Annotated in this window: 24 protein-coding genes; 16 read left to right on the top strand and 8 right to left on the bottom strand. The window is 44.3% G+C overall.

From position 1 onward, the window contains the following. Positions 1–401: 401 nt before the first annotated feature. The 4 genes from ICN36_RS10445 to ICN36_RS10430 all read left to right on the top strand — a co-directional run bounded on the left by ICN36_RS10445 (position 402) and on the right by ICN36_RS10430 (position 3,256). Complete coding sequence (locus tag ICN36_RS10445; protein WP_216228270.1) at positions 402–980, top strand: hypothetical protein; 579 nt, start codon at positions 402–404, stop codon at positions 978–980. Positions 981–989: 9 nt separating this feature from the next. Further along, positions 990–1,370 (top strand): hypothetical protein, encoded by a 381-nt coding sequence (locus ICN36_RS10440; protein ID WP_370623483.1) that lies wholly within the window; start codon positions 990–992, stop codon positions 1,368–1,370. Positions 1,371–1,700: 330 nt separating this feature from the next. Next, complete coding sequence (locus ICN36_RS10435) at positions 1,701–2,384, top strand: DUF2461 domain-containing protein (RefSeq protein ID WP_216228269.1); 684 nt, start codon at positions 1,701–1,703, stop codon at positions 2,382–2,384. A gap of 215 nt (positions 2,385–2,599) precedes the next feature. After that, positions 2,600–3,256 carry a peroxiredoxin gene (locus tag ICN36_RS10430; RefSeq protein ID WP_216228268.1) on the top strand — a complete coding sequence of 219 codons (657 nt, stop codon included), beginning with the start codon at positions 2,600–2,602 and terminating at the stop codon, positions 3,254–3,256. 112 nt (positions 3,257–3,368) lie between these two features. Here the strand turns inward: ICN36_RS10430 and ICN36_RS10425 are convergent, their stop codons facing one another. After that, on the bottom strand, positions 3,369–4,736 hold the full coding sequence (locus ICN36_RS10425; RefSeq protein ID WP_216228267.1) for a carbohydrate porin: 1,368 nt from the start codon (positions 4,734–4,736) through the stop codon (positions 3,369–3,371). Positions 4,737–5,165: 429 nt separating this feature from the next. Between ICN36_RS10425 and kdpF the strand changes: the two genes are divergently transcribed. Genes kdpF through ICN36_RS10395 form a run of 6 tightly spaced genes read left to right on the top strand, consistent with a single transcriptional unit; the run spans position 5,166 to position 13,148 of the window. Then, a complete protein-coding gene (kdpF, locus tag ICN36_RS10420; RefSeq protein ID WP_216228266.1) occupies positions 5,166–5,258 on the top strand; it encodes a K(+)-transporting ATPase subunit F in 93 nt (30 codons plus the stop codon). Continuing rightward, positions 5,255–7,045: a potassium-transporting ATPase subunit KdpA gene (kdpA, locus tag ICN36_RS10415; protein ID WP_216228265.1), complete on the top strand. Its 1,791-nt coding sequence runs from the start codon at positions 5,255–5,257 to the stop codon at positions 7,043–7,045. Before kdpF ends, kdpA begins: the two co-directional genes overlap by 4 nt. 18 nt (positions 7,046–7,063) lie before the next feature. Further along, positions 7,064–9,139: a potassium-transporting ATPase subunit KdpB gene (gene kdpB / locus ICN36_RS10410; protein ID WP_216228264.1), complete on the top strand. Its 2,076-nt coding sequence runs from the start codon at positions 7,064–7,066 to the stop codon at positions 9,137–9,139. A gap of 28 nt (positions 9,140–9,167) precedes the next feature. Further along, complete coding sequence (gene kdpC / locus ICN36_RS10405; protein ID WP_216228263.1) at positions 9,168–9,737, top strand: potassium-transporting ATPase subunit KdpC; 570 nt, start codon at positions 9,168–9,170, stop codon at positions 9,735–9,737. A 5-nt stretch (positions 9,738–9,742) separates the two neighbouring features. Further along, positions 9,743–12,436 (top strand): DUF4118 domain-containing protein, encoded by a 2,694-nt coding sequence (locus tag ICN36_RS10400; protein WP_216228262.1) that lies wholly within the window; start codon positions 9,743–9,745, stop codon positions 12,434–12,436. A 19-nt stretch (positions 12,437–12,455) separates the two neighbouring features. Beyond that, on the top strand, positions 12,456–13,148 hold the full coding sequence (locus ICN36_RS10395) for a response regulator (protein WP_216228261.1): 693 nt from the start codon (positions 12,456–12,458) through the stop codon (positions 13,146–13,148). 125 nt (positions 13,149–13,273) lie between these two features. Here ICN36_RS10395 and ICN36_RS10390 read toward each other — a convergent pair whose 3' ends face one another. The 6 genes from ICN36_RS10390 to ICN36_RS10365 form a co-directional block, all read right to left on the bottom strand. Then, complete coding sequence (locus ICN36_RS10390; RefSeq protein WP_216228260.1) at positions 13,274–13,822, bottom strand: hypothetical protein; 549 nt, start codon at positions 13,820–13,822, stop codon at positions 13,274–13,276. 63 nt (positions 13,823–13,885) lie between these two features. Further along, the gene (locus tag ICN36_RS10385) at positions 13,886–14,710 is read right to left on the bottom strand and encodes an SDR family oxidoreductase (RefSeq protein WP_216228259.1); all 825 of its coding nucleotides are present in this window, start codon (positions 14,708–14,710) and stop codon (positions 13,886–13,888) included. Further along, positions 14,711–15,451, bottom strand: coding sequence for an SDR family oxidoreductase (locus ICN36_RS10380; RefSeq protein WP_216228258.1), 741 nt, complete (start codon positions 15,449–15,451; stop codon positions 14,711–14,713). It lies immediately after the preceding gene. A gap of 9 nt (positions 15,452–15,460) precedes the next feature. Continuing rightward, entirely contained in the window at positions 15,461–16,240 is a 780-nt protein-coding gene (locus ICN36_RS10375) for a citryl-CoA lyase (RefSeq protein ID WP_216228257.1), read from the bottom strand. Positions 16,241–16,262: 22 nt separating this feature from the next. Continuing rightward, entirely contained in the window at positions 16,263–17,771 is a 1,509-nt protein-coding gene (locus ICN36_RS10370) for a class I adenylate-forming enzyme family protein (protein WP_216228256.1), read from the bottom strand. A 6-nt stretch (positions 17,772–17,777) separates the two neighbouring features. Further along, positions 17,778–18,770, bottom strand: a complete 993-nt coding sequence (locus ICN36_RS10365) for a tripartite tricarboxylate transporter substrate binding protein (RefSeq protein ID WP_216228255.1) — start codon at positions 18,768–18,770, stop codon at positions 17,778–17,780. 247 nt (positions 18,771–19,017) lie between these two features. Here ICN36_RS10365 and ICN36_RS10360 point away from each other — a divergent pair, with 247 nt between their 5' ends. From ICN36_RS10360 to ICN36_RS10335, 6 genes are read left to right on the top strand one after another with little or no spacing between them, the layout of a single operon-like run. Beyond that, positions 19,018–19,197, top strand: coding sequence for a hypothetical protein (locus ICN36_RS10360; RefSeq protein WP_216228254.1), 180 nt, complete (start codon positions 19,018–19,020; stop codon positions 19,195–19,197). Between the two features lies 1 nt (position 19,198). Next, positions 19,199–19,498, top strand: coding sequence for a hypothetical protein (locus ICN36_RS10355; protein WP_216228253.1), 300 nt, complete (start codon positions 19,199–19,201; stop codon positions 19,496–19,498). 59 nt (positions 19,499–19,557) lie between these two features. After that, positions 19,558–19,983 carry a Smr/MutS family protein gene (locus ICN36_RS10350; protein WP_255531298.1) on the top strand — a complete coding sequence of 142 codons (426 nt, stop codon included), beginning with the start codon at positions 19,558–19,560 and terminating at the stop codon, positions 19,981–19,983. A 48-nt stretch (positions 19,984–20,031) separates the two neighbouring features. Further along, on the top strand, positions 20,032–20,373 hold the full coding sequence (locus ICN36_RS10345) for a YqjD family protein (protein WP_216228251.1): 342 nt from the start codon (positions 20,032–20,034) through the stop codon (positions 20,371–20,373). A gap of 6 nt (positions 20,374–20,379) precedes the next feature. Continuing rightward, a complete protein-coding gene (locus ICN36_RS10340; RefSeq protein WP_216228250.1) occupies positions 20,380–20,745 on the top strand; it encodes a phage holin family protein in 366 nt (121 codons plus the stop codon). Beyond that, entirely contained in the window at positions 20,745–21,026 is a 282-nt protein-coding gene (locus ICN36_RS10335; RefSeq protein ID WP_216228249.1) for a YqjK-like family protein, read from the top strand. Before ICN36_RS10340 ends, ICN36_RS10335 begins: the two co-directional genes overlap by 1 nt. Here the strand turns inward: ICN36_RS10335 and ICN36_RS10330 are convergent. Then, the gene (locus ICN36_RS10330; protein ID WP_216228248.1) at positions 21,023–21,541 is read right to left on the bottom strand and encodes an adenine phosphoribosyltransferase; all 519 of its coding nucleotides are present in this window, start codon (positions 21,539–21,541) and stop codon (positions 21,023–21,025) included. The genes ICN36_RS10335 and ICN36_RS10330 overlap by 4 nt on opposite strands. Positions 21,542–21,547: the final 6 nt, after the last annotated feature.

Below are 21,547 nucleotides of genomic sequence, written 5' to 3'. Positions count from 1 at the left end.
ACAACTGGGGCTGGTGTCTTTGGTAGTAACCTACCAAAATCTTCAGCGTGCTATTTGAACCGCCGTATGCGGAACCGCACGTACGGTGGTGTGAGAGGGCTGAGGGAGTAATCCCTCACCCTACTCGATTTGACCAACGGTACGCTATCGGCCAATAAGCAACGCTTAGCCTGCTGTTTCGATTGAAAGGAGTGGGCGCTGTTTCTGACAATAGACGTGATTAAGGACTACATTTGAAGGTGTAGCAAAAAATATTGCCCTTTGCCACTGATTTGACCAGACCTATCTTTTTGTTTAATTATTAATTTCATGGATCTGGTGCAGGAGGGGGGGGGTAATACCTACATAAATTATTTATTTAATTTGTAATAATCTATCAGATCATTTCTGATAAGCGCTGTTTGAAAACTAAAAATATCCTTCTTGAGATTTTCATCTCCTTTGCCCTTTATTGGGTATTCATAGCGCCTTTGTATTTTTTCCCGCAGCTCAAAAGCGGCCCCATTACCTATTACATATTTCTACCGGCTGGCTTAAAACTGTTGACGATTTTGATTTTTGGGTGGCGTGGTCTTATTGGGGTGGCATTAGGAACTTTTACTCGACTAATTTTTACCGATCCTACGCAGTCAATGGTTAGCTGGTTTCTCGTTGCATTTTCAGCCAATCTAGCGATTTACGTGGTTGTTGAATTTGGACTCAAGCTATTCAAGGTAGATAGGAATCTATCTAATCTTAACTATTACCAAGTCGTAGGATTAGCAACGTTAGCAAGCATTCTAAATGGCTCTGTTTTTGCCTTTGCAGTGAGTGGTCTGACGACAAGCCAAATGAGCGGAGATTTATTTCATAGTAGTTTTGTGACTATTATGGGTAATTTTGCAGGTAATGCCTTGTTTGTCTGCACGGCGCTATTTATTTTGCAGCACAGAATAAAGATCATAAATTTTGTAAACAGGCTAAAGGCGGGTATAAAATAAATATAGTTAGTGGCCTATAAAATATCCGAAACAAACTACATGAGTAAAAATACAAGTTCTTCTTACATTCGTTTTCTCAATTTCATTAATGCAATGGGGTCTATTGATGGTGCAAAAAAACCTGATGCAATTGAAGGTCAATTGCTAGAAGCTATCATGTTGGCAAATTCTGAAAAACAGGCAATTTTAGTTGGTGATCTGTTAAAAATGAGCCATATTGGCTCGCAAGCTACTTTGCACGGGCGACTTAAAAATTTATCCAAAATTGGTTTTGTTCTCCTGGTGACGGACACCCTAGACGGTAGAAAAAAGAAAGTCATTCCGACAAAGCTAGCAATTAAATATTATGAAAATTTATCTAAGCTCTTAGCCAAGGCTGTAATGGCTTAAAAGCTGTTGGTAGTATGTCGGACGTCGATATTTGCTAATTCTCAGCTCGGATCCATTTAACTTGAGCTGAAACTAAATTCAATAATTCTGTGGGGATAATTCGAAGGTCAGCTTCAGGTCGATAAGCGACTATCTTACTGAAGCCACCTGGATGGCTCAAGATGGCTAGTAGCAGTTGTTAGAGTAGGGCATTAAAAATCCTTGTATCGCCGATTGATTCCGCTCTGGGACACCAAGAAATTCTAAAATCACCTTCGGGTTTTTTATTTATTGGTATGATTAATTTAATTCCTTCAATCCCGATAAATTAAAAGAAAAATTAATCATTCGATGACAAGTTTTTCCGGATTCGATCCAAAAGCATTCAAATTTCTCGAAGAGTTAACGGACAACCAAAATAGAGTTTGGTTTGCTGAGCACCGTTCTGAGTATGAAGAGTTTGTACGTGAACCTATGAAGCGTTTTACAGAGGTCCTGTCTGTAAATTTCGCTAAGAAAGATATTCCATTGTGGGGGGATCCCAAAAGATCTCTCTTTAGAATTAATCGAGATGCCCGATTTTCAAAAGCAAAGCATCCCTACAATATGCATGCCAGCGGCCTGTTTACTCGAACTGGAGATAAGCATTCATCTGGTGTTTTATATTTCCGCTTGGACCCCTTAGGCAGTAGATGCGCCGCAGGCTATTTACAGCCCGAAGCTCATATCCTGAAAAAGCTTCGGCAGGGTATTTTAGAAAATCCAAAAGCTTGGGTGGCATTGGAAAAATCGCTCAAGAAAAAAGACTATGAGCTCGATTACTCCCACACCTTAGCTCGTATTCCAAGAGGATTCGATGATGTCCCTATAGAGGTGGAGAGGGCGATCAAGCTTAAGGGTTGGATTATTAGAAGGCAGTTACCCCGATCAACAATCTGCTCGAAAAATTTAACGAACGAGATTACGGACTTTGCCAAAGATATGCTTCCTTTGCTTAGCTTTGGTTGGCATGCCTTAGCTAAATTTACTGAGTAGAAACAGAGTTGGAAATCTTAATCTTAGGTCATGGTTCGATTTAGCTCTGGGCTGCCAAGAAACTCGATAAATCGCCTATCAGGCTATTAGTTTGGACATCCCCATCAATTTAACATGCTTGTAATGTTGCTTAAAACGACAATATTTTAAAATCGTATCGCCACAAATTCTGACATGTTATAAATGAAGTCTGAAAATCATATTGAGAAATAACCATGACATTACGAATTAACGATCTCTCCCCGAACTTTACTGCAGAATCGACAGCTGGCAGTTTGACTTTGCATGACTGGATTGGAGACAAGTACGCTATTTTGTTTTCTCACCCGAAAGACTTTACGCCGGTCTGCACAACAGAGTTTGGTGCGGTAGCAAAGCTAGCTCCTGAGTTTGCTAAACGAAATACCAAGGTAATGGGTATCTCAGTTGATAGCGTAGAAGACCATCAAAAATGGAAAAACGATATCGCTGCTTTTTCTGGAGTACCTGCTGATTTTCCAATCATTGATGACACTTCACTAACAGTGGCCAAGCTCTATGACATGTTGCCCGCTGATGCCTACTTGCCAGATGGCCGCACTCCGGCCCATAGTGCAACCGTTCGCACGGTTTTCATTATTGGGCCAGACAAAAAGATACGTTTAACGATGTCTTATCCAATGTCTGTTGGCCGCAATTTTGCTGAAATTCTTAGGGCGCTTGATGCTATTCAAATAACGGATGGTGTTCCATTAGCAACGCCAGCTAACTGGGTTCCTGGACAAGATGTAATTGTAGGATTGGCCTTAAACGATGAGCAAGCGAAAGAAAAGTATGGTGAGATTGATATCAAATTGCCATATTTACGCTTCGCTAAGTCGCCTAAGCATTAATAGGGTTTTCCCCGTAACTTAAACCACCTTCGGGTGGCTTTTCTTTAACTGCAAATGACTACTATGGGTTCATAAGAGTAACTCAATGGATAAGCTTAAACTCATCAAGTCATTACATCTCTATATGTGCTCTTAGGCCAAAGAAGTTTACTGGACCTCGGGCAGAGTTATAGGCTGGATTGGCAATGCGCTGGTAGTCAGCCGAAATGAATAACTCTTTATAAACTTTTGCGCTATAAAAAGTTTCAAATATTTGCTCTTTCTTATAGCTAAGCGCACCATCCCCAATAAATGCTGCCATGCCACCTTGTTGTAAGTAGGCAATTTGCGATGAAGAGATTCCATTGATAGCGTAACCTATGCCCACAGTATCTTTGGGACGTGACCAGCTGGAACCTTTAATGCTTACACCGCCTGATAGTGATCTACTGATATCTACAGTCTGCGCTTCGGTTGTACCTGGATTCCAGCTCCATCGACCAAACAATCCAATATCTTCATTAATGGCCTGTTCAATATTGAATCCATAGCCCCATGAACTCTGTGCCGCTTTGCGAACACCAGTTATATCAGGAGTGCTATTGGTTTGTTGTGCTTGGTTAATCGCATTTTGATAGTTGCCCATATAGGCATGTTGTTGGTAATACAGAGCCCTTACTGCGCCCGGCCTTCCCCAGAGCTCGTGTTCATGTGTTAACTCAATTTGATTGCCATAGTCTTGACTCATGCTGTAATCAAGCTGTGCTGTATTTGGAATCGTTGGCATTGCGAGTCTTGCCGCTTTTAAGATCCAATCATCTTGATACCATTCTGCGACCACGCCATAGGTATAGCCCTTACTATCTGCCGCATACCCGTAAGCGCCCATCGAGAAAAGTGCAAAGTTCAGAAACTGTGTGCGAGGGTCATGGCTATAACTATTTTGATCAAAAAAATCTAATGTGGCGAACTTACCGTAGGTAAACACAATTCTATTTTTATCTAGATTGCCAGCAAGCTGATTTGCCCCACCTGCAATATGCTCTTTGCCTCCACCTAGGCCAAATGTCTGACGAATAAACGCACGAGCTGTGTAGTAGATAGGAGGAGCATATGCCCCTTTTTGTAATTCACCATTTTGAAATCCACCAAGACCAACAAGCTGCCCATTAAAAGGTGTTCCTTCGAACATCTCTGGGTTCCAGTAGACTTCAGCGCCTTCCCACAGTCTCGCGCCTAAAAAAGCTGTAGCACTTAAGGTATAGCTTTTCCCACCAGCACCCTCAGATTTGTTTAAAAGACTATTTTGTCCATAGTATGGGGAGTTAAAGTTGTTTTTCTGCTGAACAATATAAGTGGATTGCCCATGAATACTCCATTGCTCAGTTTCGCCTTCTACATAAACTGAGCTATCAACTTTAGGGGAGTCGCCAACAGGTGACTCAGCCAAAATTAAAGGAGCATCACTTACGGGGGATTCGGCATTTACACGTATTGGCATCCCCACCATAAAAAGGGTGCTAATTAGACTGATCGCGCCTATGTGGTTGAGCTTAATTGATAAAAACATCTTAAATGCCAAGTATTATTAATGAGAATCATTCTCATCTTAGCATACAGTTGAGAATGACTCTCAATTGATAAAGCGGCAGATTTGGTTCAATAAGCGACTCTAAGTGCTAATTAAGTCCAATGTCTCCAATCTGCCATTAGCAGTTACATCCAAGATCACACCTAAAAGCATTATTTTTGAGGATTTTTATATGAATCCCCTCAAATCTTTATAACTTTTTTACACGTTTCTTTATAAGATCAAGTCATCTAATTGGATAGAGGTGGATATGAGCTTACTGTTTCTTGGCTGCATTTTTATATTTCTTGCGTTGACCATTGGTCTTGCGAAGGGCTGTGCACGATTGAGGGGTGAAAAATGAACTTTATTCTGATCATTAGTGGCTTAGCCGCTGCATTGCTTTTAATTTATTTAGTTGCTGCACTATTAAATCCAGAGGACTTCTCATGAGCACCCATGCTAGTTTGACAATTGTTCTGTATGTTGGGGTCTTATTGCTTTTAGCGTATCCCCTTGGAGGCTTCATTAATAATGTGATGAGCGGACAAGCAATTGCCTCTAAGAAACCCTTTAGATCAATAGAAGGTTTCATTTACAAACTATGCGGTATTGATCCGGATGTTGAAATGAGCTGGTTAAGCTATGCAATTGGTTTAATTGTCTTCAATATCCTGGGTGTTCTATTTGTCTTTGGATTACAGTTATTTCAGGGAGTCCTGCCGCTAAATCCTCAGGGTTTAGCAAGCGTTTCTCCAGACTCATCCTTTAATACTGCCATTAGTTTTGCCACAAATACTAATTGGCAGGCCTACGTAGGTGAGGGAACGATGAGTTATCTCACCCAAATGCTGGGACTCACAACACAAAACTTCCTTTCTGCTGCAAGTGGCATCGTTGTCGTGATTGCACTTATTCGTGGCTTCGCTAGAAATAGCATTAAGACAATTGGTAATCTTTGGGTGGATTTAACCCGCATTACCTTATACGTGCTGGTCCCTATTTCAGTTGTATACGCAATCTTTCTAGTTGGTCAGGGCTCCATTCAGAACTTTGATGCATACAAAGATGTCAAAACAGTTGAGGTTACTAAGTTTGATGCGCCTAAGCTTGATGCCGATGGTCAGCCACTAAAGGATGAAAAGGGTGTGGCTTTGACTGAGCCGGCCTCAACAGATCAGCAAACTTTACCAATGGGCCCAGTGGCCTCTCAAGAGGCAATTAAGATGCTCGGCACTAATGGTGGTGGATTCTTTAATGCAAACTCAGCGCATCCTTACGAGAACCCAACACCCTTATCTAATTTCATCCAGATTTTGTCTATCTTTTTGATTCCGGCCGCATTGTGTTTTACCTTTGGTCGGATGGTTGGGGATAAGCGCCAAGGTTGGGTAGTTCTAGTGACAATGCTGCTCATTTTCTTGGCAGTGACCTTCACAGCCGTTCATTTTGAGTCACAAGCCAATCCAGTTCTAACAAGCCTGGGGGCAGATGGTTCTATGGGCAATATGGAGGGCAAGGAAACCCGTTTTGGTGTCGATGATTCTAGTATTTTTGCAAGCATTACAACGCTTGCCTCCTGTGGCGCGGTTAATGCAATGCATGACTCCTTTATGCCAATGGGTGGTTTTATCCCTCTTTGGAACATGATGTTAGGTGAAGTTGTATTTGGTGGTGTGGGGACCGGTTTATATGGAATGCTTGTCTTTGCCATACTTGCGGTATTTATTGCTGGTTTGATGATTGGCCGAACACCTGAGTATCTAGGTAAGAAGATTGAGTCTTATGAGATGAAGATGGTAGCGATTGCTATCTTAGTCACGCCGATTCTTGTGCTAGTTGGTACTGCAATCGCAGTGATGAGTGCCGATGGGGTGGCGGGCATTGCAAATCCAGGTGCCCATGGTTTCTCTGAGATTTTGTATGCCTTTACATCAGCAGGCAATAACAACGGCAGTGCCTTTGCAGGTCTCTCAGCAAATACACTTTTCTATAACGGGTTGTTAGCAATTGCGATGTGGTTTGGTCGTTTTGGAGTCATTGTTCCGGTTCTCGCATTGGCTGGGGCATTTGCGGCCAAAAAGAAGATAGCGGTAAATGAGGGAACCATGCCTACACACGGACCACTCTTTGTTGTCCTGTTGGCCGGTACCGTGATCTTGGTTGGAGCATTGAATTACGTACCAGCACTTGCTCTTGGCCCCATTGTTGAGCAGTTAATGCTCCCAGTGATTCATTAATCATTCTCGGAGAAAAAAATGACTAAAAGAAAATTAGGCATGTTTGATGCCGAGTTAGTTAAACCAGCCATTGTGGATAGCTTTAGAAAGCTAAGCCCCTCCATTCAATGGCGAAATCCAGTGATGTTTGTTGTCTATATTGGTAGCATCCTGACTACCTTGCTTTGGATTCAGTCTTTATATGGCGAAGGTGAAGCTTCTTCTGGTTTTATCCTAGGGGTCATGCTTTGGCTTTGGTTCACAGTGCTCTTTGCGAATTTTGCCGAAGCATTAGCAGAAGGTCGCAGCAAAGCACAAGCAGCATCACTGAGGGGTTTAAAGAAAGAGACATGGGCTAAGAAGGTTAAAACTGCCAATATTCCAGAAAATTGGGATAGCCTACCGGCATCAGAACTAGTGTCTGCAACACAGTTACGTAAAGGCGATATTTTTATTGCTGAGGCGAATGATGTGATTGCAGCAGATGGTGAGGTGATTGCAGGGGTTGCTTCTGTTGATGAGTCTGCTATTACTGGAGAATCAGCCCCAGTGATTCGTGAGTCTGGAGGAGATTTTTCTTCAGTAACTGGAGGTACTCGTGTTTTATCTGATTGGATTGTGGTTCGTGTATCTGTTAATCCAGGCGAGACCTTCATTGATCGAATGATCTCGATGGTAGAGAATGCTAAGCGCCAGAAGACTCCGAATGAAATCGCTTTAACAATTTTATTGGTGGCGCTAACAATCGTTTTTTTAGTGGTGGTTGCAACTTTGCTACCGTTTTCTATGTTTAGTGTTGCTGCGAGTGGCAGCGGATCACCAATTCAGATAACAGTTCTGATTGCGTTATTGGTTTGTTTGATTCCTACAACTATCGCCGGTTTGTTATCTGCAATTGGAGTTGCTGGTATGAGCCGTATGATGGCCGCCAATGTCATTGCAACCTCCGGCCGTGCCGTGGAAGCTGCGGGTGACGTTGATGTGCTCTTGCTGGATAAAACGGGCACCATCACTTTGGGCAATCGTCAGGCATCCAATTTTGTAGCCGCATCCGGAGTAACTGAGGCAGAGCTTGCCGATATCGCTCAATTAGCATCATTGGCAGACGAAACTCCAGAGGGTAGAAGTATCGTAATCCTTGCTAAACAAAAATTTAATATTCGGGAGCGAGAAATCAACTCCATTGGGGCGCAGTTTGTCCCATTTACCGCTCAAACTCGTATGAGTGGCGTGGATATGAATGGTGAGCAAATTCGTAAAGGTGCTGCTAGCGCCATTCAAAAACATATTGAGTCTTTGGGTAGCCAATTTCCTCAGGAAGTTCTGAAAGCGGTTGATGACGTATCTCGACGTGGCAGCACACCCTTAGTTGTTTCTCAAGGTACGCGCGTGATGGGTGTAGTTGAACTCAAGGATATTGTTAAAGGCGGCATTAAGGAGCGCTTTAATGAACTGCGTCAGATGGGTATTCGCACCATCATGATTACTGGCGATAATAAATTGACAGCCGCTGCCATTGCTGCTGAAGCAGGGGTGGATGATTTCCTGGCTGAAGCGACGCCTGAAGACAAGCTTGCCTTGATACGTAAGCATCAGTCAGAAGGGCGATTGGTGGCAATGACTGGCGATGGCACTAATGATGCTCCTGCGCTAGCGCAAGCAGACGTAGCTGTAGCCATGAACTCTGGTACCCAAGCTGCTAAAGAAGCGGGCAACATGGTTGATTTAGATTCCAACCCTACCAAGTTGATTGAGGTTGTGGAGACTGGTAAGCAGATGCTCATGACTCGTGGATCATTAACGACATTTAGTATTGCTAACGACGTAGCAAAATACTTTGCCATTATTCCAGCAGCTTTTGTGGCGACATATCCACAGCTTGAGGCATTAAATGTGATGCATCTCTCTAGTCCGTCATCAGCTATTTTGTCAGCGGTGATTTTTAACGCCTTAATCATTATTTTCTTGATTCCATTGGCGCTAAAAGGAGTTACGTATAAGCCCTTGGGCGCAGCTGCACTCTTGCGTAGAAATATGACGATTTATGGCTTAGGCGGTCTTATCGCTCCATTTATCGGCATCAAGATCATTGATTTGATTATTTCAGTCATTTGATCGCCAGACGATATATAAAGGATAGAAAATGAAATCCATCATAAGAAGTTGTTTAGGGTTATTTGTTTTGTTAACTCTGATTACTGGTGTCGTATATCCAGCATTCGTCACAGGATTAGCGAAGACGCTTTTCCCAAACCAGGCTGCAGGAAGTATTGTTTATCAAGGCGACCAAGCCATTGGTTCAGAGTTGATTGGGCAAAACTTTACTGATGCTAAGTACTTTTGGGGTAGGCCGTCAGCAACTGGACCGCAGCCATACAATGCCACTGCATCTAGTGGATCAAATCAAGGCCCACTAAATCTAGCCTTGGCAGATGCTGTTAAAAGCAGGATTGAGGCATTACAGACCGCTGATCCTACTAATAAATTACCAATACCAATGGATTTGGTCACAGCATCAGCTAGCGGCTTGGATCCTGAAATTAGTCCCCAGGCTGCACAATACCAGGCATCTCGAGTAGCAAAGGCTCGCAAAATGAGTCTTGATCATGTCAATCAGCTCATAGCAGCCAATACACAAGATCGCCAATGGGGAATTTTTGGAGAGCCTCGTGTTAATGTATTAAAGCTTAATCTTGCTTTAGATGGAAATTAAACTCAATGCCTGAGTCACGACCAGACCCCGATCAATTACTTGCTCGTATACAGAGCCAAGAAGTTCAGTCTGGTCGCGGTAAACTAAAGATCTTCTTTGGTGCAAATGCTGGCGTAGGTAAAACTTATGCCATGCTGTCTGCCGCTCATGAGCAAAGCAAAAGTAAGCGGGTTATTGCTGGGGTCGTAGAGACACACGGTCGTAAAGATACTATAGCCATGCTTGATGGCATAGAGGTTCTACCTTTAAAAGAAATTGACTATAAGGGCAAGAAACTCAAGGAATTTGATCTTGACCAAGCTCTGATTGAAAAGCCTGATTTAATCCTCATGGATGAGCTTGCGCATTCAAATGCAGCCGGGTCAAGGCATCCGAAGCGCTGGCAGGATGTTGAAGAGCTCCTGGCGGCCGGTATCGACGTCTACTCCACCATCAATGTCCAACATATTGAAACTTTGAACGATATTGTTGGTGGAATTACGGGAGTTAGGGTTTGGGAAACGGTTCCAGATCATATATTTGACTCTGCCGACGAAGTTGTTTTAGTTGACCTTCCTCCCGACGAGCTGCTGCAAAGACTGAGGGATGGCAAGGTTTACCTTCCCCAGCAAGCCGAAAGGGCGACTCAAAACTTTTTCCGCAAAGGAAATTTAATTGCGCTACGAGAATTAGCGCTACGTCGCTCGGCTGATCGCCTAGATGGCGAGATTATTAAATACCGAAAAGATAACTCGGTATCCAATGTTTGGAAAACGCGTGAGTCTATTTTGGCTTGTATCGGCCCTGGAGATGAGGCGGAGAATGTCATTAGAAGTGCAGCAAGAGTGGCTGCACAACTTCAGATTCCTTGGCATGCAATTTATGTTGAAACACCTAAGTTACAAAACCTCTCTCAAAAGTCTAGGGAGCGCATTCTAAAAGCCATCTCTATGGCAGAGGAGATGGGGGCAAAAGCAGTAACTGTTGGTGGGAACGATGCAGTTGAGTCCGTTATTAATTACGCAAGAGAGCACAACCTTTCGAGGGTTATCGTGGGAACGGGCGCTCTTAGTGGATGGCAAATTTGGAGAAGGGCATTTTCAGAGTCAATCTCTAGGCAAGCCCCTGATTTAGATGTGCTCAAAATTGCTCAAGGGACAAATGCAACAAGCACTACGCGTGATAGCTTTGATATTGAATCCTTAGTTTGGCAATTAAAAGCCCCTTGGCAATCCTATGCATTGAGCTTACTAATCTGCGGTATTGCTGGAGTTGTCGCAACACCCCTAAATACCATAGTGGAGTTACCAAATATTGCCATGCTGTTTTTGCTGGCAGTCGTTTTGGTATCCGTTAAATTTGGCTTGGGACCATCTCTGATGGCTTCTGTTGTCAATGTGCTGGTGTTTGACTTCTTTTTTGTACCACCACGTTTTTCATTTGCAGTCACAGATGTCCAGTATTTATTTACTTTTGCAGTAATGTTGGTTGTTGGTTTGATTACAGCAAAACTGACTACTGGATTGACTTATCAGGCTAAAGTTGCCAATCGACGCGAGCAAAGAGTGAAGTCTCTTTATGAGATGTCTAGAGATTTATCGGGCGCCTTGATGCCAGAGCAAGTGGCTGAAATAAGTCAGCACTTTGTTGAGATTGAATTTAAAGCAAAATCAACCTTGTTATTGGCTGACGATGATAATCAGTTATCACAAATTGCTATTGATAAGAAAGCCAATATTCAGGCAGACTTATCAATTGCTCAATGGGCTTTTGATAATTCCAAAGAGGCGGGCAATGGCACTGACTCTTTGCCAGGTGCGCCTTTGTTGTACATTCCTTTGCGAGCACCAATGCGTACTCGTGGAATCTTGGTGATTGATGCTCCAAGCTCCACCCGCTTAAAATCCCCTGAGCAGCGTAGATTACTCGATACATTTGCTCGTTTGCTGGCAATCTCGTTGGAGCGGATACATTATGTTTCAGTCGCCCAAAGCTCGACAGTGCAAATTGAGTCAGAACGCTTGAGAAACTCTCTATTATCTGCAATTTCACATGATTTACGGACGCCACTTACAGCGCTAGTTGGATTGACTGATGCGTTAGAGATGTTAGATGCACCGCTTACTTCTGAACAAAAAGAGATAGCAGTCCTTTTGCGTGAAAAAGCTTTAAAAATGAGCTCACAAGTGAGCAACCTATTAGATATGGCTCGCCTTCAGTCTGGCGCAGTCCAATTAAATAAACAATGGTTTCTAATGGAAGAGGCGATTGGTGCCGCTATCAAGGCCGTTGAGTCGGCGAGCGAAGGTAGGCATGTCACAGTTACATTACCCCCTGATTTACCGCTTTTAAATTTCGATGCAGTTCTAATAGAGCGTGTTTTTATTAATCTTTTAGAAAATGCCTACAAATACACCCCTAAAAATAGTAGCGTATCTATAGGCGCCTCAGTTGCCTCTCCACAATCTGTCGAGATTTGGGTGCAAGATAATGGACCGGGTCTTCCCAGAGGAAAAGAGGAAGATATTTTTAGAAAATTTGAGCGTGGTAATAAAGAAGGTGCAATTTCTGGTGTTGGCCTGGGGCTCACTATTTGCAGGGCAATTATTGAAGCGCACGGCGGCAAGATGACGGGGAAGACAATGGATGGCGGTGGCGCACGCTTTACATTTAGCTTGCCCCGAGGTAATCCCCCCAAGTTTGATCTTGAAGATCAGTAGAAGTTGATAAAGTAACTAGATGTCACAGCCAATTCCAGTCGCAATCGTTATTGAGGATGAGCCCAATATTCGTAGGCTCATCAAAATGGCGCTAGAGGCAGAACAATTTCAGGTATTTGAGGCAGCCACAGTTTCTCGTGGGCTAATAGAGGTAGGCTCGCGTCAACCAGATGTCGTGTTGGTTGATCTAGGTCTGCCTGATGGCACGGGTATTGATTTCATTAGAGATATTAGGACCTGGTCGGATGTGCCAATCATTGTGGTTTCGGCAAGAACCCATGAGGATGACAAAATTGAAGCCCTTAATATTGGTGCTGATGATTACCTTTCAAAGCCATTTAGCCCTGGGGAGTTAATAGCGAGGGTCCGAGCGCAGTTACGTAGGCGTTCTATGGCGTCTGATAAAGGTGAGACGGTTTTCAAGTTTGGGAATATCAGCGTAGATTTGACAACAAGAATCGTCAGACGTGAAGAAGATACTCTTCATTTAACTCCTATTGAATATCGTTTGTTAGCGTTTCTGGTAACGCATCCTAATATTGTTCTGACTCATAGACAGCTATTGCTCGGCGTATGGGGACCTAACGATGTTGAGAATCATCACTACGTGAGGATTTACATGGGAGCACTTCGTAAAAAAATTGAAGATGATCCCGCGCAGCCAAAGCATGTCATTACTGAAACTGGTGTTGGATATCGGTTTCTCTTCTAGGCAGGCTTGCCGTGAGCGTCCGCTTTAGATCGTTGGTAGGCATTGCTGATTTAAGTTCCGCCAAGCACTAAAAAATAATGGGACTCATGGCCCCATTAATAATTCCTAATGTACTGATTGCATGCTCAATTAAATCCATTTACCGCCTGCATGTAGCCTTGGATATATTGTGGCGGCACATAGAGTTCAGTCTTCATACCATTCTTAGCTGAGAGGGTAATGATGAAGCCCTTCTTTATTTTTTCTTTGAGGAATGCCTCAGTCAATTGAATGGATATCACTTCTCTAAAGATACAACCTCGATCACCACAAGCGCCTGCTTCTCTACCAACTACTTTAAATGTTGTGGCAGGGGTATTCTCTAGCATTGCGGAATCGTAGTAGCGCCATTGTGAAAAATAAGTTAACTGTGCATTGAGTTCATAAGTCTTGGCACCTTGCTTAGGCTGCTCGGCTCTTAAGCTAAACATCTCATAAGTATTGGCTTCATCCATCGTATTGATAGGAGGGCCCTGATAGGTTTTTCCACCAGTTACTGCATTTGGAGTAATGATGGTCGAGTGATAGACATCATTGATTTCCCAGCCACCAATTTTTTTATCATTTTGATTGCACGCAAGAAGACCTGCGCTGATGGTTAGCATTAAAACAACTCGATAAATGATGCGATGCATATAAAACCCCCTAAGAATCTTCAAATCATACTATCCCTTGGCTTAGGGCTCTAAATCTAAGGTTTAGGCGTATTTCCCGGTGAGTCCGCCATCTACCACCAGCTCAGTACCCGTAATGTAAGCAGCGGCATCGGAGACTAAAAAGGCGCAAGCATGGGCTACATTCCATGCGGAGCCTGAGTGACCCATCGGGACTTGGCGATCACGGGCAGCACGAGCCTCATCCAGGCCGTTTTCAGAGAACATCTTAGCTACCGTATTGGCAATGCGTGGGGTATCTATTAAGCCAGGGACTACCGTATTGGCACGTATGCCTTTATCTGCATATTGCTGAGCAATCATCCGAATAAATTGCGTATTGGCAGCCTTGGTCACGCTATAGGCTAGGTGAGGGTAGCCTAAGTAACGCATACCCGCCACAGAAGAGATGGCAATAATATTGCCGGTACCGCGCGCCACCATTTCAGGTAAGACGTCTTGGGCTGCAAGTAGGAGGCTGCGCACATTTACCTTATGAATGCGATCAAAGTCTTCGGCACTCGTTTCCATTGGCCCACCAACTTTGCCAATGCCCACGTTGTGATGCAAAACATCAATCGGGCCAAACTGTTTGCGAGCTTCACTAAAGAGTCTTTTAACTTCATCCTCTTCAGAAACATCCCCAACAAAAGTTGCCGCAATACCGCCCTCATCCAGAATAATTCTGGTTGTCTCTTCTGCGGATGCTTGATCGCGATCGACCACACAAACTTTTGCACCCAATCGGGCGTAGGTGACACAAGATGCTCTGCCGATACTCCAGCCAGGACCGGCTGAGCCACCACCAGAAACAAAGATCACGCGATTGGTGAGATCGGTTGGTAAACCAGGAGGTTGCTTATGTTCCACTTACTGACTCAACCCAACCGTCATACCGCCACATACATAAACTGTTTGACCTGTAGTAAAGCCGGCACGCTGATCTAGTAGTGAAGCAACAATATGCGCCACTTCCTCTGGTTGACCAATGCGACCTAGTGGGACGCTATCTAAGATGCGCTGTGTAGCGGGCGCACCCGGAGGATTGGCACCCTGAAAGAGCTCTGTAGCAATGGGGCCAGGCCCAATCGCATTAACCGTGATGCCATCACTAGCGAGCTCTAAAGCCAATGTACGTGTTAAGCCTAGTAAGCCAGCTTTAGTAGTCGCATACACAATACGCTCTTCTTTGCCTAAGGCTGCACGGCTGGCTATATTCACAATTCGACCAAAATGAGCTGCTTTCATGGCGGGAAGGACAGCTTGCACGCAAATAATGGCCGCTGCAACATTGACGCTCATGACAGCCTGAAGATCTGCAATCGTAGTCTTTTCAATTGTGGCAGGACGAACAATACCTGCATTATTTACCAGGCGGGTAATTGAGAATGTCGAAGTCGCTTGCGCTAAGGCAGCACGCAAGGTTTTTTCATTAGAGACATCTACTTCAAAAAAACTTTCATGCTCGGTTACTTTTGCAGGAGACTCTCTGTCAAAATTAATCACATGCATGCCATCGGCAATTAGGCGTTCCAATATTGCACGGCCAATGCCACGGCTAGCGCCGGTAACTAAAACACATTCTCTAGTGGTTTTGACTTCAGAGCCCACGATTAACTGTTAACCAATCTTATTAGCGCCATCCACAAACGGAATGGCATGTTCAATGGTGTCCCAAATAAAGCGGCCGGATGGGCTCTGTTGCTCCTCAACAATGTGGGCCACTAAGCCGGCTGAACGCGAGATAACAGCAAAGCCACGCATCACGGCAGTGGGAATGCCGATTTCACCAAGCAGGGCGGCAACAGCACCAGTAGCGTTGATGGTGATAGGGCGGCCAGCAACTTCATCCACCGCCTTAGATAAAGTCTCAAGCGCACGAATATGGTCACCCTGAAGTTCTTTCTCAGCCCGGCCCATGTCTAATAGCTTGTAAGCACGTGGATCTAGCGGCTTATGCAGGTGATGACCAAAGCCAGGCACTGCGCCTTTTATGCTCTTGTAATGTCGCGCAATCAAAAGGGCTTCAGCATGTTGGTCTTTAGAGGCAATAATCCGATCTAGCAAGGCGGAGCAGTTTTCCATTGTGCCAATAAAGGAACTACCAACAGCCAACAGGCCTGCAGATACAGCGCCTTGTAAATTTTCTGGGGCGCTCATATAGATTAAGCGTGTAGCAATCGCGCTAGGGGTTAAACCATGCTCCATTAAAACAATCAGCACGACATCCGTAATGCGTATATCAACACCACGGGGCTCTCTACCCAGAATTTGCATCAACATCACTTCGGTAAATGTTTTTTTACCCATCAAGTCTTCCACTAAATCCGCATCACGGTAATGCAGGCTAGTGAGAGTATGTGTACAAAGGCTAGTTACAGGAGTTTTCTTGCTTGTCATAGTTGAAAATTCAGAATATTATTTAAGTGGGAGATTGAAGTTTTTGAATCACAGCACTCTTAAGTAACTTACCAACATTAGAGCGAGGCAAGCTCTCATAAAAGTGAACGTGTTTTGGTGTTTGTACAGGACCCAGGAGATTTCGCACAAAGGCAATGAGTTCTGCTTCATCGGCCTGCTTGCCGGGGTGTAATTGCACTGCAGCTTGAACAGTTTCACCCCATTTTTCATCGGGCAGACCAAAGACAAGACACTCATGAACGGCAGGGTGCTGACTTAAAGCATTTTCAACATCAACTGGATAGACATTAAAGCCGCCTGTGATCACGATATCTTTCAGGCGATCCTTAAGATATAAAAATCCACGCTCATCAATTAATCCACGATCGCCTGTATGAAGCCAGCCATCAATAATCGTTTCAGCTGTTTTCTCAGGCATGCGCCAGTAGCCATTCATGAGAAGATCGCCGCGGGCAACCACTTCACCGATTTCACCAGTTGGTAATAGCTTCCCTTCTGGAGACATGATGGCCACATCACTAAACCAAGTAGGTCTACCAACTGCTGCCCAGTTATTTGGATCTTCAAAATCCTCTGGACGCATCACTGTCAAAATTTGTGGTGCTTCAGTTTGACCATAAGTGGTTCCTAATACGGGGCCAAAGAAATCACGTACCTTACGCACTTGTTCTGGAGGCATAGGAGCGCCGCCATAAATGAGTCTACGCAGTTTTGGATAATCATCCCTGGATGCATTGGGCAATGCCATCAACATGTAAACCAGCGTTGGTGGCATGAAGCAAACAGTGCCGCGACGCTCACGAAAAGCAGTTCTCACTACTTCAGCACCAGCGCCATCCAAAATCACATGGCATCCACCTTGCGCCAAGATCGGAACGATATAAGTAGAAGTTCCATGGGTAATTGGTGCTGCCACAACATAGCGCTCATGTTCATTAAATCCCCATACCTGAATTTGATTGCCGATATTAGCCATCCAGGCGCGATAGGGCTGCATCACACCTTTAGGAGCGCCAGTGGTACCACCGGTAAATTTGATGGCCTGTATTGAATCTAAGGGTAATTCAAAAGAAGGTTGCGGTGCATCCTCATGCAGATGAATTAATTCAGCCATGCTGCGGTTAGATGCATCTGAGTCGGTGCCGGTATAAATCCATGAACCCGGAGCGCCTTTGAGCAGATCTTGGTTAGTAGCATCCAAAATCACAATTGAAGGCTCTGTGACTTTAATAATGCGTTGGATCTCGGGATGAGTACTTTTAGGATTGAGTGGAACCCATACCTTGCCACAAGCCAAAATAGCCAGTAGAGCAGTAATGTGATCAGCGCTATTACCTGCACAAATAGCAACGCGACTCTGCAGTGTTGGATCTAATGCAGTAAGCACAGCTGAAAGCGCCTTTACACGATTCGCTAAGGTTACATAGTGAATAGGACCTTGTGGCGTATCAATAGCAATGCGATCAGGCCAACGTTGCGCTGCTCGCCAAAAAAAATCAATCGGGAACATATGTAATTATTCAGCCTTTGCGCCAGATGCTTTGACAACTTCACGCCAGCGCTTTACTTCAACCGCTTCAAATGCCGCCATCTTTTCTGGGGTGCCAGGCTCTGGTGTCGCAGCTAACTCCTGCATACGCTGACGCACTTCAGGTGAGTTGAGCGCTTTATTCAAGGCAGCATTTAATTGCGTGATGATCGATTTTGGGGTTCCAGCTGGAGCAACCAAAGCAAACCAAGACTGGACGTCAAAACCTGGATAGCCTGATTCAGCAATGGTAGGTACGTCTGGCAGAAATGGAGAGCGTTGAGCACTAGTAACTGCTATCGGACGTAGCTTGCCGGCTTTAATATGGGGCAGGGCTGAAGGAGCATTATCAAACATCGACTCCACTTGGCCGCCGAGTAAATCTGTTACGGCAGGAGCGCTACCTTTATATGGGATATGCAGCATTTGGATTTTGGTCTGCATCTTAAACATTTCGCCCGATAGGTGAATAGATGAGCCGCTACCTGATGAGGCAAATGTAACACCATCTTTTGAATCCTTCGCGTAGCGCACATACTCTGCCACGGTCTTTACAGGAAGGCTTGGATTAACCACCAAAATATTTGGAATCTTGGCAATCATGCCAATCGGCTCAAAATCCTTAATAGGGTCATAGCTAAGATTTGGATAGAGAGTAGCGTTGATCGTATTTGCAATCGAAAATGCATACAGGGTGTAACCATCAGCAGGAGAGCGGGCCACAATTTCAGCGCCTACGTTGCTATTGGCGCCAGGACGATTCTCTACCACGATAGATTGGCCCAATGTGTTACCCATGCCAACCGATACCAGGCGGGTCAATACATCAGTTGCACCACCAGCAGAATAGCCAACAATTATCTTGATTGGCTTAGTAGGCCATGTTGGCGTTGTTTGCGCCAATGTTGGGGTTGAAATGGCCGTGATGACGGTCGCAAAAATAGCTAGCAAGCCTTTTTTAGGCATGAAATGCAAAGACATAGATCTCCTTCAATTTGTAGGGTGCCCAAAACGATCTTAATAAAGATGATCTTTATAAGCCCCAGTTTCTTATTTATTCAGTATTTATAACACCAAAGCGGCCGACATGCCCCAATGCCGCCGCATCCATCTGCCTATTCACGCAATCAATTACTAAGGGTATTTCACTAGGTAATTACTATAATTCACAACTTCACAACTTCACAACTTCACAAATTGTGTTAAAGTCATGTGACTGGGAGATGAAATGAAGAGACAGATACCAAAAACACATCAAGCCTTGGACTGGGTAGGGAAGGGCATGACTGCTGCTCAAGCAGCCAGAAAGATGCAGATTTCAGAATCCAGTGTGTATGCCGCCCTCAGAAAGACAAAGGCGAAAGAAGTGGGATGTTGTCCAACGTGTGGTCACAAAATAAGGAATTAAGATGAAAAAGACTCTATTAGCAGCCGTATCCATCTCCGTTGCTGCATTTGCTTATGCAAATACCCAGCCGTCGGATTCTTCTGAGTTGATAAATCAGCAGTGCAAGATATCTGCTGAAGCAGTGTCTACCTTAAAGGGCTTACGTTATGGCAACACTTCAATTCGTAAGGATGTATCAAGCTTGATTAATGCAAGCCTAAAGACTCAAGAGAATCGTGATCTAGCGCAAAAAACCTTGAACTTAATGGTTGACGATAAGACAACCGATACAAGAAGTTTAGAAGGAAAGTACTGCTCTTAAGGAGTTCAGTTCGATTTAATCAGTTGGCACATAACGCTGAATGTCCTGAATGTGGAAATATGCGGGCATTGTTCAATCAATGTCCGCATTGTGGTTCTAAACATTTGCCGATTCTGAGCTCAGATACGATTGAGCTCAATATAAAGCAGGATGGACCATACGTTGAAGAGGCCTTGGATCGGCTAACGGACTATCTACGAAAATCATTGGAGGTAGGAGTTAAAGCTATTGTGCTGATACATGGCTATGGCTCAAGTGGTGAGGGTGGTCGAATCAAATGGGCTATTCACGATGCGCTAGAAAATAACCGCTATTCTGACCGTGTTGATGAATATCATTTTGGCGAAGATGTCGCTTACGGCAGTGCGGCCTATCACGCCTTATTAAGGCGCCGTCCCGGATTAAAGCACTATCTCAAGCGCTTTAAAGAAGGCAATGCTGGCATGACAATTTTATTGCTGGGATCGCAGGCTAGAAGCGCTTAGAATAGGATTGTTAGTACTTAATGCCTTATCAAATAGGGGTATATCGATATGACTGCAAAGAAACTAGACCATTCAGATTTACATGACGACAAGCCAGCCGGTGCAGAAAGCCTCATTGGTGAATTTAAAGCCTTGATGGCTGATGCCGAGGCTTTGATTAAGGCAACAGAAGACCATCCAGGTGCTGCTGTTACATCCATTCGCAATAAAGCATTAGAGACTCTTGCGGGCGCCAAAGAAAGCCTCTCAGGTGTCGAGGGCAAACTCCTTGATAAAGCAAAGGTAGCTGCTGAGGGTACAGATGATTTTGTTCATCGCAATCCTTGGGAGGCCGTTGGCGTTGCTGCTGGCCTAGGTTTGCTGATCGGCTTGTTTATAGGACGTCGCTAGGTCAACATGTCTCAAGAAAATTTACTTTCCTCCATCAAAGGCTTGGCTTCTACTGGAGCATCGATAGCCCAAACGCGCTTAGAGCTGTTATCGCTTGATGTACAAATTGCTAGAAGTAAATTCATCTGCTTGCTGGTGATGATCATCAGTGCACTATTCTTCTTGTTCTTTGGTCTGGTGATGTTGGCATTACTCATCGTGATCTACAGCTGGGAGACTGATCGAATGCTGGCCTTGGGTTTGTTGACCGGAGTCTTTTTGTCTGTAGGCTTGATTTTGGCTCTGCTGATCACTCAATCGCTGCGCAAAATGCCTAGACTATTTGAAGCTTCCATAACTGAGTTAGCAAAAGATCGTGAAGCACTCTCATAATGACTGAGCATTTAAATGCTTTAGAGCGCCATCAGCGCGAACTCATGATTCAGGCGAGTCTAGAGCGTAAGGAGTTTGCTGAACATTTTGAGACTTGGGAAAAGCCGCTCTCCTGGGCTGATAAAGGCCTTGATGCTGTGAGTTTCTTAAGGAGCAACCCGTTCTTATGGACTAGCGCATTTGCAGCGCTAGCGCACTATAAGCCTAAGCTTGCAAGTAAGGCTCTAGCAGTGGGTTGGGGTGCTATGAAAGTAATTAAGGCTACTAGAAAGATACTCTAACTTCTCAATGCAGATTGATGGCGTATGCCGGATTGATTTAAGAGTTCACTGCCGTTTAGGAAAGTAATTTCCAGCAGGGTGATTGCGCCACTGACAGCAAATCCAGCGCTACGTATTAATTTATCGGCAGCAACTAACGTCCCCCCTGTAGCCAATACGTCATCTAATAGCAATATTTTGGCGTCTTTTGGTAGAGCGGATTGTTGAATCTCTAAACAGTCACTGCCGTATTCCAGACCATAAGCCTCACGATGGCTAGCCAATGGCAATTTGTTCGGTTTTCTGGCCAGTGCCAAACCTTTATGTGCATGGTGAGCTAGAGCGGAGCCAAAGATAAAGCCACGAGATTCAATCCCTAGAATATGGGTGTAATCAAACTGCTGAGCAATTTCATTAAGCTGATGTATAGCCTCTTTAAAGGCAGCTGGATTGGCTAATAGTGGGGAGATATCCCTAAATAAAACACCGGGCTTTGGAAAATCTGGAACTCCGGGTAGATAATCTAATAAATTCATTACTAG

Origin of the sequence: Polynucleobacter sp. UK-Gri1-W3 (assembly GCF_018881595.1) — a bacterium.
Lineage (GTDB): Bacteria > Pseudomonadota > Gammaproteobacteria > Burkholderiales > Burkholderiaceae > Polynucleobacter.
The sequence above is the reverse complement of the archived record's forward strand: the minus strand, read 5'-3'. Positions and strand labels throughout refer to the sequence as shown.

What these genes read in the sequence shown, in the direction of transcription:
- ICN36_RS10430 (WP_216228268.1), top strand. Translation starts at nt 2,600, where the DNA reads ATGACATTACGAATTAACGATCTCTCCCCGAACTTTACTGCAGAATCG.
- ICN36_RS10370 (WP_216228256.1), bottom strand. Translation starts at nt 17,771, where the DNA reads ATGTTCCCGATTGATTTTTTTTGGCGAGCAGCGCAACGTTGGCCTGAT.
- kdpF (WP_216228266.1), top strand. Translation starts at nt 5,166, where the DNA reads ATGAACTTTATTCTGATCATTAGTGGCTTAGCCGCTGCATTGCTTTTA.
- kdpA (WP_216228265.1), top strand. Translation starts at nt 5,255, where the DNA reads ATGAGCACCCATGCTAGTTTGACAATTGTTCTGTATGTTGGGGTCTTA.
- ICN36_RS10350 (WP_255531298.1), top strand. Translation starts at nt 19,558, where the DNA reads ATGCGGGCATTGTTCAATCAATGTCCGCATTGTGGTTCTAAACATTTG.
- kdpB (WP_216228264.1), top strand. Translation starts at nt 7,064, where the DNA reads ATGACTAAAAGAAAATTAGGCATGTTTGATGCCGAGTTAGTTAAACCA.
- ICN36_RS10395 (WP_216228261.1), top strand. Translation starts at nt 12,456, where the DNA reads ATGTCACAGCCAATTCCAGTCGCAATCGTTATTGAGGATGAGCCCAAT.
- ICN36_RS10425 (WP_216228267.1), bottom strand. Translation starts at nt 4,736, where the DNA reads ATGCCAATACGTGTAAATGCCGAATCCCCCGTAAGTGATGCTCCTTTA.
- ICN36_RS10375 (WP_216228257.1), bottom strand. Translation starts at nt 16,240, where the DNA reads ATGACAAGCAAGAAAACTCCTGTAACTAGCCTTTGTACACATACTCTC.
- ICN36_RS10365 (WP_216228255.1), bottom strand. Translation starts at nt 18,770, where the DNA reads ATGTCTTTGCATTTCATGCCTAAAAAAGGCTTGCTAGCTATTTTTGCG.
- ICN36_RS10435 (WP_216228269.1), top strand. Translation starts at nt 1,701, where the DNA reads ATGACAAGTTTTTCCGGATTCGATCCAAAAGCATTCAAATTTCTCGAA.
- ICN36_RS10335 (WP_216228249.1), top strand. Translation starts at nt 20,745, where the DNA reads ATGACTGAGCATTTAAATGCTTTAGAGCGCCATCAGCGCGAACTCATG.
- ICN36_RS10345 (WP_216228251.1), top strand. Translation starts at nt 20,032, where the DNA reads ATGACTGCAAAGAAACTAGACCATTCAGATTTACATGACGACAAGCCA.
- kdpC (WP_216228263.1), top strand. Translation starts at nt 9,168, where the DNA reads ATGAAATCCATCATAAGAAGTTGTTTAGGGTTATTTGTTTTGTTAACT.
- ICN36_RS10360 (WP_216228254.1), top strand. Translation starts at nt 19,018, where the DNA reads ATGAAGAGACAGATACCAAAAACACATCAAGCCTTGGACTGGGTAGGG.
- ICN36_RS10330 (WP_216228248.1), bottom strand. Translation starts at nt 21,541, where the DNA reads ATGAATTTATTAGATTATCTACCCGGAGTTCCAGATTTTCCAAAGCCC.
- ICN36_RS10340 (WP_216228250.1), top strand. Translation starts at nt 20,380, where the DNA reads ATGTCTCAAGAAAATTTACTTTCCTCCATCAAAGGCTTGGCTTCTACT.
- ICN36_RS10355 (WP_216228253.1), top strand. Translation starts at nt 19,199, where the DNA reads ATGAAAAAGACTCTATTAGCAGCCGTATCCATCTCCGTTGCTGCATTT.
- ICN36_RS10390 (WP_216228260.1), bottom strand. Translation starts at nt 13,822, where the DNA reads ATGCATCGCATCATTTATCGAGTTGTTTTAATGCTAACCATCAGCGCA.
- ICN36_RS10400 (WP_216228262.1), top strand. Translation starts at nt 9,743, where the DNA reads ATGCCTGAGTCACGACCAGACCCCGATCAATTACTTGCTCGTATACAG.